We start from the raw sequence: 13,409 nt of genomic DNA on the forward strand, positions 1-13,409 counted from the left end.
GGTTGCTAGCCCGACCCGCCGGTCACCAGCTTCTCCGGCTGCAACGACCACACGATCGCACCCGCACCGGGAGTTGCGTGCGCACAATAGGCCGGCGCGCCCTTCTCGCTGACCGCGGCCGCGCCCAGCACGGCACAGTTCGCGCCGATCACCACGACCGGCAAGTCCATCCGGCTCGACACGGCGGGCGGCGGGGAGGTCGTGCGCGCCGACTGCGCGGTGGCCATGTTCCGGTGGCCCAACAACGAAAGACCCGCCGTCGCACCGGCAATGATGACTACCGCGCCGAGGATCGCCGGGATCAGCAGCCGTCGGCGCGACGACGAACCCGACTCCGGCTTGGCGTGCCGACCCGCACCTGCTTTCGCGGCCGCAGCGGACGCCAGCGCGGCGCTCGTCACGTCGGTCGCGCCGGTCTGCTCTTCCGCGGTGCCGATTCCCTGCCGCAACGCCCGCGCGAAGTCGATGCAGCGGGTGTAGCGCTTGCTGGCGTCCTTGGCCAGCGCTTTGGCGAAAACCGGACTCAGACATGCCAATTCGGGTCTCTTGACCCCGATGGGCGGCGGTTCGGAGCTCAGGTGCTGACTGATCACGATCGCGGGGTTGGTGTGCTGGAACGGCGGTGTGCCGGTCAGCAGGTGGTAGGCGGTCGCGGCCAGCGCGTACTGGTCAGCATGGCCGTCGATCTGTTCGCCCTTGAGCTGTTCGGGCGCCGCGTAGGCGACGGTCCCGACGGTCATGTTCGTTCCGGTCAGGTCGCTCGACTGGCCCATCCAGCGCGCAATTCCGAAGTCTGCGAGCATGACTCGCTCGTCGCCGGAGCCTGGCACACCCAGCAGGATGTTGGCGGGTTTGACGTCACGGTGCAGCAGGCCGCGGCTGTGCGCATAGTCCAGCGCCTCGGCGACGCCGGTGATGATCCGGACGACCTCATCGGGTGGCATTCCGTAGGGATAGCGCTCAGCGAGCAGACGAGACGCATCGGTGCCGTCGATGAATTCCATCGCGATCCACAGCTTGTCGTCGAACTCGCCGCGGTCGTAGATCGTCACGATGTGCGGGTTCGACAGCGTGGCCACCATGTCGGCCTCGAGGTTGAACCGCTTGCGGTACTCGTCGTCGGAGCTGACCGCCGAACCGAGCACCTTGAGCGCGTCCTGCCGGGGCAGCCTGGGGTGCTGGACGAGGTACACCTCGCCCATACCTCCGGCCCCCAGTGTCCGCAGGATGGTGTAGTCCCCGACGACCTGGCCGTCAGCTAACGGCATTGGGGCATCTTAAGGTGTGACCGGGCCGAGTATCGAACCAAAGCAGCAAACAGGTGGCGGTCAGGCGCCGATCGGCGCGGGCGCGTTGGCCTTCAACGCCGCCAGGGCCGCGACGCTGAGGCGGGCCAGTTCGTCGGCCTCGTCGGCGGTCAGCGCGGACTGGTAGATCTGCGCCATCCGCCGGTCGGTGAGGTCTTCGACCTCGTTGTAGACGTGTTCCTTGCCTGCTGCGTCGTCGAACGGCGGCTGCCACCCCCTGAACGCGGCGTAATCCGTCCCGTGGTTGAGGATGTGCGCTTCGACGGGGCTCAGACCCGAGATGGTGAGGGCGTTGAAGTGGACGGCGGCCCGCAGTTCACGCAGCACCATCATCACCTGCAGCGCCCGGGCCGGGGCGTCCTCGGCCAGCGGCATGGCCCGCCAGCCGGCATACAGCGGCAGGCCCGGTTCGGGCGCGGCCGCGATGACCTTCTCGCCGAGCTCGGCGAGACGGTCCAGCCCCTCGGCACCGGTCAGGTACGTCCGCCCGAAGCCCGCGATCTGGTCCCAATACAGCCGACAGCTCTCCGACGCGGGATGCACGCCGACGCCGTTCTCCCAACACGACCGCGCGAGGTTCGGTTCGAAGACGGCGAACACTGCGGTGACGGTGGTGCCGGTGGCATCACCGAGCACTCCGCCGCGGCCGGCGAAATACGCGGCGAACGGATCGGGATAACCCGCGGCCAGGCTCTTCTCGAAGGTGTCCGGGTTGAGCATGAACACGCTGATGGCCTCGCCTATGGCTGCTCCCGCAGTCCGGATCGCTTCGATGTCGATTTCGCTCATTCGCCGGAGTTTAGCCCCGCGGGGGCCACGGTCACGGGGATCCCGTTCAGCGCACCGTTGCCCGACGGTTCGTCCAGGAACGTCGGCGGCGACAGGATGTTGGTGTTGACGCCCGGTGAGCCGTTGGCCACCGCCATCCGGGTGCCCGGCTTGCCGTGCCCCCAGCCGTGCGGCATCGACACCACACCCGGTTTGATCGCATCGGTCAGCTCCACCGGTACCTCGATCCGCCCGGCCGACGACGCCACCGTCACGTGGTCGCCCCCCGACACACCGCGGCTGGCGGCGTCCTCGGGATGCATGAGCAGCGTGCACCGGTCGCGGCCCTTCATCAGCGCTGAAACATTGTGCAGCCATGAGTTGTTCGACCGCAGATGGCGCCGGCTCACCAGCACCAGCTCGTCGGGTTCGCGCTCCAGACGACGGGCCAGGCGCGGGATGTCGTCGAGGAGATACTGCGGGGCGAGCCGGATCTTCTTATCTGGTGTGTTGAGGACCTCGGGCACCTGCGAGACCATCGGCCCGAAGTTGATCCCGTTGGGCTGCTCCTTGAGTTTCGCCAGACTCAGCCCATCGGGGTTCTCGCCGTAGCGGTCCCCGAACGGCCCGGTACGCAAGGTCAGATCCAGGATGCGTTCCGGTCCGCCGTGCGTGTAGTGGCTGCGCACCTCCGCACCGTCGAGCCCCTGGGTGAAACACAGGTAGTCGAAGAAGCCGTCGTCGATCGCGGCGACGTCGACGTCCTCGGCCGGCACGCCCGCGCACAGACCGGTGAGCCGGACCAGGATCTCCCACTCCTCGGGCCGGTCGGGATCGTCGGGTGCGAACACCGGCGCCGAGTAGTTGGCGATGCTGTTGATCGCGAACGCCAGGATCAGATCGTCATGATGCGGCTGCTCCAATGGTGAGAGGCCGGGCAGGATGACGTCGGCATGCCGGGTGGTTTCGTTGAGCCACAAGTCAACCGAGATCATCGCGTCCAACCCCGGCAGCAGCTCATCGAGTCGGTCGCCCTGCGGAGTGGACAGCACCGGGTTGCCCGCCACCGTGATCAGTGCCCGGATCTGACCGTCGCCCGGGGTTTCGATCTCCTCGGCGAGGCAGGACACCGGCACCTGGCCGAGCACCTCTTTGGCGCCGCGCACCCGGGTCTGCCAGCGACCGAACTCCGGCAGCCCACCCTCCAGGCCGGGTTGCGGTTGGGCGGTCACGGTCCACACCGCCGGACGGGGGAACATCGCACCGCCTGGGGTGTCGAAGTGGCCGGTGAGGATGTTGACCACGTCGACCAACCAGCTGGCCAGGCTGCCGAACTCCTGATTGCACAACCCGATTCGGCCATATACCACCGCTCGCTGCGTGCCGGCCAACTGCCGGGCGAGTTGTTTGATGCGCTCCGCGTCGATGCCCGTCACCGGGGCGACCCGCTCCGGAGTCCAGTCCACCGCGGCCGCGCGCAGGGTTTCGACACCGTCGATGTGGTCGGCGAGGCCACCCAGGTTGACGAGGTTCTCGTCGAACAACGTGTGGACAATGGCGAGCAGCAGCGCGGCATCGGTGCCCGGGGTGATCGGCAGCCATTCGTCGGCCTTCGCCGCGGTCGCGGTACGCACCGGGTCGATCACGATGACGGTGTCGATGTCGGCGAGGATGCCCATCACGTCGGGCGCGGCCAGCAGCGACCCCTGCGACGCCGCCGGGTTCGCGCCCATCACCACCAGCAGATCGGTGCGTTCGATGTCCGGTACCGGGAAACCCCACCAGTTTCCGTACATCAGATGCGACGACAGATTCTTGGGCCACTGGTCGATGGTCCCGGGCGAGTAACTGACCGGGATGCCGGACATGCCCAGCAGCACACCGGTATAGCGGCCGAGGGAGAAGGAGTGCGCCAGCGGGTTGCCGGTGTAGCAGGTGACGGCGCCGATGCCGTGCTGGGCGATCACCGGAGCCAGCAGTTCGGTGCAACGCCGGAACGCGGCGTCCCAGCTGACCTCCTGCCACTGCCCGTCGACCTTGATCATCGGCGTGCGGATCCGGTCGGGGTCTTCGTGAATGGCGCCCAGCGACGCGCCCTTCGGGCACAGGTGCCCTCGGCTCCAGACGTCGTCCTGGTTACCGCGGATGCTCTCGACGCGGCCGTCGGAGACCTGAATCTCCAAGCCGCACATGGCCTCACACAGCGGGCAGGTGTAGAGGTGGCGGCCGTCTTGGCCGATGCCGGCCAGCTCGATGGGGGTCACCGACCCACGGTAAATCCGCCGAGCGCTCGGCCACCGGAGTTTCGTCAACTTTGACATCCGGGCCGCGCCGCGGACGCGAATTACACAGGTGTGAGTAACTCCTGGGGATAACCGCCTGCGGTCTAGATCGGGATCAGCCCATGCTTGCGCTGCACCCGCAGAATCTGCTTGTCCTGCAGGATTCGCATCGCACCGCGCAGCTGCAGTCGGGTCTTGTGCGGCTCGATCACCGCGTCGACGTAACCGCGCTCGGCCGCCACATAGGGCGTGGCCATATCGCGGTTGTAGCCCTCGATGAACTGACGCCTGATCTCCTGGACCTCGGGCGCCTTGGGGTCGGGGAACCGCTTGACGATCAGCTGTGCCGCGCCCTCGGCTCCGATGACCGCGATCCGGGCGGTCGGCCACAGGAAGTTGAAGTCTGCGGTCAGCTGCTTGGACCCCATCACCGCGTAGGCGCCGCCGTAGGACTTGCGAATGGTGATCGTCACCTTCGGCACGTCGGCCTCGACGACGGAGTAGAGGAAGCGGCCACCGCGCTTGATGATGCCGTTCTTCTCCTGCTCGACGCCGGGCAAGAAGCCCGGCGTGTCCACGACGAACACCAACGGGGTGTTGAAGGAGTCACAGAACCGCACGAACCGAGCGGCCTTGTCCGAGGCCTCGTTGTCGATCGCGCCCGACATGTGCATCGGCTGGTTGGCGATCACCCCGACCGGGCGACCGTCGACCCGGGCGAAGCCGGTGATAATGGCCTGGCCGGCCTGCGAGGCAACCTCGAGGAAATCGCCGTCGTCGAAGATCCGCAACAGGATCTCGTGCATGTCGTAGGCGGTGTTGTCGGCATCCGGAACCAGGCTGTCGAGTTCCAGGTCGTGCGGGGTGATCTCCGGCTCCAGACCCGGGTTGATGACGGGAGCGTCGTCAAAGGTATTGGAGGGCAAGAAGTCCAGATAATCACGAACGTAGGAGAAGGCCTCCTTCTCCGAATCGACGACCTGGTGGATGTTGCCGTACTTCGCCTGGGCGTCCGCACCGCCGAGCTCGTCGAGCGTGACGTCCTCACCGGTGACGTCCTTGATGACGTCGGGCCCCGTGACGAACATGTACCCCTGGTCGCGCACGGCCACGATGAGGTCGGTCTGGATCGGCGAGTAGACGGCGCCACCGGCGCACTTGCCCAGGATGATCGAGATCTGCGGCACCAGACCGGACAGCAGCTCGTGGCGGCGGCCAAGCTCGGCGTACCACGCCAGCGAGGTCGCGAGGTCCTGGATGCGGGCGCCACCGGAGTCGTTGATGCCGATGATCGGGCAGCCGACCATCGCCACCCACTCCATCAAGCGAGAGACCTTGCGGCCGAACATCTCTCCGACCGAACCGCCGAACACGGTGTAGTCGTGGCTGAACACACCGACGGGACGGCCGTTGATGGTGCCGTGCCCGGTGACCACACCGTCGCCGTACAACGCATTGGGATCACCCGGTGTGCGGGCCAGGGCGCCGATCTCCAAGAAGCTGCCCGGGTCCAGCAACGCCTGAATCCGCGCGCGAGGACTGGGGATTCCGCGTTTGTCGCGCTTCGCCGCGACCGCCTCACCGCCCGGTTCCTTGGCAAGCTCCAGCTTTTCGCGGAGTTCGGCGAGCTTTTCGGCGGTGGTCACCGGGTGGTGGGCGGGAGCGCTCTCAGCAGTCACTTGGCCTCGTTCTCCTCGGCGTCGATACGGTTGATCGCTTCGCTCATGTGGGCCCCGACCTTCGCAATGTACGGCTCATCGATCGCCTGGATGTGCTCGCCCCCGATGGGCACGATTTCCAGATCTGCGACGAATTCGCCCCAGCCACCGTCAGGCTGACGGACGGCGTAGCGCGGTTCGAACATGATCGCATCGTCGTGATAGCGATCGGCCATGTACAGCGCGACGTGCCCGTCGTAAGGCTCGATATTCGCGGTGTCCAGGGCGCGGTTGTCCAGATACGACGTCCGCTGGTGCTCGATGATGCCGCCCGGGATGTCGACCCCGCTTTCCTTGACGGCGTCGAGGACGAACCGGACCTGACCTTCGTCGTCGAGTTGTTCGAGCTGCTCGTAAGGGATCTCGGGGATCTCGACGTTGAAGGTCCGCTCGGCGAAGACCTTGTAGCGGTCCCAGCGGGCGCGGATCTCCTCCTTGGTCTGCGGCACCTCTTCACCGGCGCGGACGGTATCGATCAGGCCGACGAACCGGACGTCACAACCGTTGCGCTTGAGCCCGACCGCGCAGGCGTAGGCCAACGCCCCGCCCAGCGACCAGCCGGTGAGGATGTAGGGCCCCTTGCCGCCGATCTCCATCAGCTTCGGCACGTACTCGGCCGCGCGCTCCTCGATGGAGCCCTCGACCCGCTCCAGACCGTAGATCGGGGTCTGCGGCGGCAGCCGCTTCATCAGCGGCTCGTAGACCACCGTCGACCCGCCTGCCGGGTGGAAGACGAACACCGGAGTGTGCTTGGTCCCCTCCACGGGCGCGCGCAGGGTGCGGACGAACCCGTCGACCACACCTTCCTCGAGCTGGGCTCGGACGATGGTGGACAGCGCCTCGATTGTCTTGGCGGACTTCACCTCATCGACGCTGATCGGGCCTTCGGCACGCTCGGTGAGCCGCTCGGACAGCTTGGTCGCGATCTCGTCGCTGATGGCGGGCAGCTCGTTGAAGATGCCACCGGGCGACTTGCCGGTGACAATCGCCCACGTCGCGAACGTCACGCGTTCTGCGGCGTCACGGGGTGGGACGTCGGCACCGAGCGCCTCGGTGACGGCCTCCTGAGTCAGCACCTTGGCCGCCGCTGCGGCAGCGGTCGACTTACCCGGCCCGGCCGGATCAGTCGGCGGCGGAGGCATATTCGGCTCCGGCTTCGGCTCGGCCTCGGCCTCGGTCGCGATCGGGTGACCCGCCTCGGCGAGCTTGGCCTCGAGTTCGGCGACCGTGCTGGCGCCGCCCATCAATTCGGCCTGCTCGGCGGCGATCTCCTCGGCCGTCTTGCCCTTCTGCGCTTCGGCGAGATCTTCGACCTCGTCGCGGTGCTCGATCGCGTATTCGATCAGCTTCTCGACGGCATAGAGGTTGGCGTCGCGCACCGCGGTCAGCTGGATCGGCGGCAGGTCGAAGTCGTACTCGACGCGGTTCTTGATCCGCACCGCCATCAGGGAATCCAAGCCGAGCTCGATCAGCGGGACCTCCCACGGCAGGTCCTCGGGCTCGTACCCCATGGCGCCGCCGACGATCGCGGCGAGCCGGTCATGCACCGTCTCACCGGAATCCGGCGACCATTTGGCGAAACCGGCGGCCAGGCCGGCGCCCGCAGTCAGGTTGTCCTGCAGGATTTCGGCGTCATCGTCCGGCTCGTCGGCGGGGGCTTCCGCGGCCGGGGTGGTGACCGCGACACCGGTGGCGACCGCGGACGGCAATGCCGAGACCGCGCCGCCGCGGGTGACGACGGCGTCGTAGACCAGCGTGAAGGACTCGTCGATCCGGGCGTGCACCTGCACCGAGGCACCACCGGGATGGCGGGTCAGGGTGGTGACCAGCCGGGCACCGTCGCCCGGCACTGCGCGCTGTTCGGACGCGGTGAGCTTGGCATCCGGAAGTACCTGTGCCGCAGCAGATTTCACCAGAGCGGCCAGGTCGGCCTGCCCCTTCGGCGAGTACTCCCACACATGGCGGCCGTCAGGGGTGGCCACATGGTTGCCCGGCATCATCACCGAGCTGTCGCCGGTGAACTGGGCGTCCAGCCAGTGCGGCTTGCGCTTGAACCGGGTCGGCGGAATCTCGGCGTACTCGCCGGCCTCGAAGAGAGTCCGGAAATCCAGATCGTGGCCGTAGACGTAAAGCTGCGCCATCGCGGCAACCATCGACTCGACCTCGTCCTGCTTGCGGGCAAGGGTGGCGATCAGCTGCCCGTCGTGCAACCCGGCAGCCGCGGTGGTCAGCCCAACCTGCATGAGCGCCACCGGATTCGGCGCCAGCTCGAGGAAGGTGGTGTGCCCGTTGTCGACGGCATTGCGGATGCCGTGGGTGAAGTAGACGCTGTGCCGCAGGCCCTTCTTCCAGTACTCCACATCGTGGATCGGCTCGCCACCCGGGCGGATGTAGCTGCCCTCGTGCACGGTGGAGAAGTAGCCGGTGTGCAGCGGATGCGGCTCGATGCCCTGGATCTCCGCCGACAACTCACCCAGCAGCGGGTCCATCTGCTGAGTGTGGCTGGCGCCCTTGGTCTGTAGCTTGCGCGCGAACTTGCCTTCGGATTCGGCGCGGGCGATGATCGCGTCGATCTGCTCCGGCGGACCGCCGATGACGGTCTGGGTGGGGGCGGCGTAGACGCACACCTCCAGGCCCGGGTAGTCGGAAAAGACGGTCTTGATCTCGTCGGCCGAGTACTCAACCAGTGCCATCAGCCGGATGTACTCGCCGAACAGCATTGCCTCGCCCTCACCCATGAGGTGTGCGCGCGAGCAGATGGTGCGGGTGGCGTCGGCCAGCGACAGGCCACCGGAGAAGTACGCAGCGGCCGCCTCACCGAGCGACTGGCCTACCACCGCACCTGGATGGGCGCCGTGGTGCTTGAGGAATTCACCGAGCGCGATCTGGATGGCGAAGATCACCGTCTGGACCACTTCGATGGGGTATTCGCACGTTTCGTTGGTGTAGTCGATCGCATCGTCGAGGATCAGCTCGACGACCGAATAGCCGCGCTCGTCCTGAATGAGCGCGTCCACCTTGTTGATCCACTCGGCGAACACCGGCTCGCGGATGTACAGGCTCTTGCCCATTTTGCGGTGCTGGGCGCCGAATCCGGCGAGCACCCACACCGGCCCGTTGGTCACCGGCCCGTCGGCGCTGTACACCAGCGGGCTCTGCTTGCCGTCGGCGATCGCCCGCAGGCCCTTGACCGCCTCGTCGTGGTCGTGCGCCATCACCACAGCGCGCGAGCGGCCGTGATTGCGCCGCGACAGCGAGCGCCCGATCGCCTCCAGCGACGCCGCCCGGCCTGCCGGGCTGTCGATCCAGTCCGCCAGCTCGGCCGCGGTCGCACGCTTGCGCGAGGTCAGGAATCCCGAAACAGCCAGCGGCACAACGGGAGCAGCCTTCTCCGAGGCTTCCCACTCGGCACGGGCGGCTTCGATCAGCTCCAGCGCCTCGTCGGTCAGACCGGGCAGCTCCGGCTCGTCGTCATACGCGACGGCCGACGCGTACTCCTCGGCCACCTCGTCCTCGTCGACGAATTCGCCGTACTCGTCCATCCGGACCCCGCCGACGTAGACGGCATTGGCGTCCGACGCCGCCTTCTCCTCGGTCGGCGCGGACTCCGCCTGCGGCGGGGCCAAATCCGTCGGCAGCACCTCGCGCAGCACCAGGTGGGCGTTGGCGCCACCGAAGCCGAACCCGGACACACCGGCGATGGCGTGACCGCTGTAACGCGGCCAGTCGGTGACCTTGTCGACGACCCGCAGCCGGACTGCGTCGAAATCGATGTAAGGGTTGGGTCCGGCGTAGTTGATCGACGGCGGAACCTTGTTGTGGCTCAACGACAATGCCACCTTGGCCAGGCTGGCCGCACCGGCCGCCGACTCCAGGTGACCGAGGTTGGACTTCACCGCACCCAGCAGCGCGGGCTGATCCGCCGACCGGCCCCGGCCGACGACGCGGCCCAGCGCGTCGGCTTCCATCGGATCGCCGAGGATGGTGCCGGTGCCGTGCGCCTCGATGTAATCGACGCTGCGCGGATTGATCCCGGCGTCCTTGTACGCCTTGCGCAGCACGTCGGCCTGCGCGTCGGGGTTGGGAGCGAGCATGCCGTTGGAGCGGCCGTCATGGTTGATCGCGCTGCCGGCGATGACCGCGAGGATGTCGTCACCGTCGCGCCGCGCATCGCTCAGCCGCTTGAGCACCAGCATGCCGCCGCCCTCGGAGCGCGAATAGCCATTGGCATCAGAGGAGAACGACTTGATCCGGCCGTCGGGTGCGAGCACCCCACCGACTTCGTCGAAGCCGATCGTCACCAACGGGGTGATCATCGCGTTGACGCCACCGATCACGGCAACGTCGGCCTCGCCCGACCGCAGCGCCTGCACACCCTGGTGGGCGGCGACCAGCGAGCTGGAACATGCGGTGTCCAAAGCCATTGAGGGACCACGGAAGTCGTAGAAGTACGAGACGCGGTTGGCGATGATCGAGCTCGTGGTGCCGGTGATGGCGTACGGGTGCGCGGTCGTCGGATCGGCCACCGCCAGGAACTGGTAGTCATTGTTCGACGCGCCGATGTACACACCGACGTTGGTACCGCGCAGGCTCGACGCCGGAATGCGGGCGTTCTCCAATGCTTCCCAGGTGAGTTCGAGCGCCATCCGCTGCTGCGGATCGATGTTGTCGGCTTCCATCTTCGACAGTGCGAAGAACTCGGCGTCGAAACCCTTGATGTCAGAGAGATAGCCACCGCGGGTGGCGGCCTTGGCGACCCGCTCGGCGATGCGCGGCTCGGCGAGGAACTCCGACCAGCGACCTTCAGGCAGGTCGGTGATCGCGTCGCGGCCCTCGAGCAGTGCCTGCCACATCTCACCGGGAGTGTTCATATCGCCGGGGAACCGGGTGGCCACACCGATGATCGCGATGTCCTCGACATCCGCGGCGCGTGACCAGTCCTCGCCGTCGTCGTCGAACTCGATCTCCGGCTCGCCCTCGATGATCACGGTGGCCAGCGACTCGATGGTCGGGTGGCGGAAGGCGACCGTCGCGGTCAGCGTGACACCGGTGAGGTCCTCGATATCGCTGGCCATGGCGACCGCGTCGCGCGACGACAGACCCAGCTCCACCATCGGGGTGGACTCGTCGACCGCGTCGGGAGCCTGCCCGGTGGCGTTGGCCACCCAGTTGCGCAGCCACTCCCGCATTTCCGGCACGGTCATGTCGGTGCGCGCGGGAGTCAACTCCTTCTCGGGAGCCAGGGTGATCTCGTCGGGACTATCGGGCGTTTCAGGCGTTTCTGATTCAGACATGAGGCCTCTGAGTACTTCCTAGGGTCGTCATTCCTCGTCGTCGGGGAAGGCATTGGCCACCTTCCCGCTGCGCAGGGTGCCGTCGAGGTAGGCCGAGCGGCAGGCGCGCCGGCCGATCTTGCCGCTGGAGGTACGCGGGATCGCACCGGCGGGAGTCAGCAGCACGTCGCGGACCGTGACGCCGTGGCGCACGGCGATCGCCGCGCGGATGTCGTCGGAGATCGGCCCCAACTCCATCTTGTGCGAACCGGGCGCGCGTTCTGCGACGATCACCAGCTGCTCGGAGCTGTCGCTGGCGTCACGCTTGAGCCCGGCGTGGGCGTTGTCGAACACCTCGTCGGGCAGCTGGTTCGCCGGCACCGAGAAGGCGGCGACGAATCCGGTCCGCACGGCCTTGGTGGCCTCCTGCGCGGAGTACTCCAAATCCTGCGGGTAATGGTTGCGGCCGTCGATGATCACCAGATCCTTGACGCGGCCGGTGATGTAGAGGTCGCCGTCGTAGAACGCGCCGAGGTCGCCGGTGCGCACCCAGGTGGCGTCATCGGTGGCGCCTTCCGCATGCGACGGGCTGGTCCGCGACTTGAGGATGTTCTGGAAGGTCGCGACCGTCTCCTCCGGCTTGTTCCAGTAGCCGGTGCCCATGTTCTGGCCGCTGATCCAGATCTCGCCGATCTGGCCATCGGGCAGCTCGGTAGCGGTCTCGTTGTCGACGATCACCGCCCACTCGGCGACGCCGACCTTGCCTGCCGAGGCCTGAGCGACAGCCTTCGGCGAATCATCGGGCACGACGATGAAGCGGCCCGCGTTGAGTTCGTCACGGTCGACCGAGAGGATCTTGGGCTCCTCGGCCGACGGTGTGGTGGACACGAACAGGGTCGCCTCGGCCAGGCCGTAGGAGGGCTTGATGGCCCTGGGCTGGAAGCCGAAGGGCCGGAACGCGTCGTTGAAGCGCTGCACGGTGGCAGCCGAGATCGGCTCGCTGCCGTTGAGGATGGCCTTCACGTGGGACAGGTCCAGCGGCTCTTCGTCATCCTTGGGCACACCGCGCGCGGCGGCGTGGTCGAACGCGAAGTTCGGGGCCACCGAGATGGCGCCGCCGGTGTCACCTTCGCGGTAGGCGAGCTCGCGGATCCAGCGTCCGGGACGGCGGACGAAGGCCGCGGGCGTCATGAACGTGAAGTAGTGGCCGATCATCGCCGGCAGGAGCGCGGTCACCAGACCCATGTCGTGGAAGAACGGCAGCCACGAAACACCGCGGTCGCCCTCCTCGCCCTCGAGGGCCTCGATCACCTGCACCACATTTGTGGCCATGTTCAGGTGGGTGATCTGCACGCCGCTGGGGATCCGGGTGGAACCGGAGGTGTACTGCAGATAGGCGATGGTGTGTTCGTCGACGGCGTCGAACGGCTCCCAGGTGGCGCCGACCTCGTTGGGGACCGCGTCGACGGCGATTACGCGGGGGCGCTCCTTGGCCGGTCGGCTGCGGAAGAACTTGCGCACACCCTCGGCGGAGTCGGTGGTGGTGAGGATCGCCGACGCACCGCAGTCGTCGAGCACGGCGTGCAAGCGGCCGACGTGGCCGGGCTCGGCCGGGTCGAACAGCGGTACCGCGATGCGGCCGGAGTACATGGTGCCGAAGAACGCGACGAGGTAGTCGAGGTTCTGCGGGCACAGGATGGCGACGCGGTCACCGGGCTGGGTCACCTGCTGAAGCCGGGCGGCGACGGCGCGGTTCCGAGCGCCGAAGTCGGCCCAGGTCAGTTCGCGAACAACACCGTCACGTTCGACGGAGAAATCAAGGAAGCGGTAGGCGGTCTTGTCGCCGCGAACCTTGGCCCAGCGCTCCACGTGCTTGACCACACTGGCGCCCTCGGGGAAGGTGATCAGGCCGTTCTTGATGAACGGGTTGTGGAACGGCATACCAATCTCCTGTCAGAACACATCTGTGTCGGCCCCCGCCGCGGCCGCGCGTGACATCGCGCCACCGGTCGCCCTGCGTCTCGGACCCCCAAACCTCACAGATCGTACAGATCCATCCCA

6 protein-coding genes are annotated in these 13,409 nt (G+C 67.3%); all 6 read right to left on the bottom strand.

Annotation, left to right across the window (positions count from 1 at the left end; all coding sequences use genetic code 11):
• Nucleotides 1–5: 5 nt before the first annotated feature.
• The 6 genes from K0O64_RS28130 to fadD32 all read right to left on the bottom strand — a co-directional run bounded on the left by K0O64_RS28130 (nt 6) and on the right by fadD32 (nt 13,289).
• A complete protein-coding gene (locus K0O64_RS28130; RefSeq protein WP_071948623.1) occupies nt 6–1,268 on the bottom strand; it encodes a serine/threonine-protein kinase in 1,263 nt (420 codons plus the stop codon).
• Nucleotides 1,269–1,328: 60 nt separating this feature from the next.
• Nucleotides 1,329–2,096, bottom strand: a complete 768-nt coding sequence (locus tag K0O64_RS28135; protein WP_071948622.1) for an SCO6745 family protein — start codon at nt 2,094–2,096, stop codon at nt 1,329–1,331.
• Entirely contained in the window at nt 2,093–4,396 is a 2,304-nt protein-coding gene (locus tag K0O64_RS28140) for a molybdopterin-dependent oxidoreductase (protein ID WP_425574782.1), read from the bottom strand. Before K0O64_RS28140 ends, K0O64_RS28135 begins: the two co-directional genes overlap by 4 nt.
• Before the next feature lie 65 nt (nt 4,397–4,461).
• Nucleotides 4,462–6,003, bottom strand: coding sequence for an acyl-CoA carboxylase subunit beta (locus tag K0O64_RS28145; RefSeq protein WP_174714219.1), 1,542 nt, complete (start codon nt 6,001–6,003; stop codon nt 4,462–4,464).
• 29 nt (nt 6,004–6,032) lie between these two features.
• On the bottom strand, nt 6,033–11,369 hold the full coding sequence (pks13, locus tag K0O64_RS28150) for a polyketide synthase Pks13 (protein ID WP_071948620.1): 5,337 nt from the start codon (nt 11,367–11,369) through the stop codon (nt 6,033–6,035).
• A 27-nt stretch (nt 11,370–11,396) separates the two neighbouring features.
• Nucleotides 11,397–13,289, bottom strand: a complete 1,893-nt coding sequence (gene fadD32 / locus K0O64_RS28155; protein WP_096312534.1) for a long-chain-fatty-acid--AMP ligase FadD32 — start codon at nt 13,287–13,289, stop codon at nt 11,397–11,399.
• Nucleotides 13,290–13,409 lie beyond the last annotated feature (120 nt).

The organism is Mycolicibacterium pallens (assembly GCF_019456675.1).
GTDB lineage: Bacteria > Actinomycetota > Actinomycetes > Mycobacteriales > Mycobacteriaceae > Mycobacterium > Mycobacterium crocinum.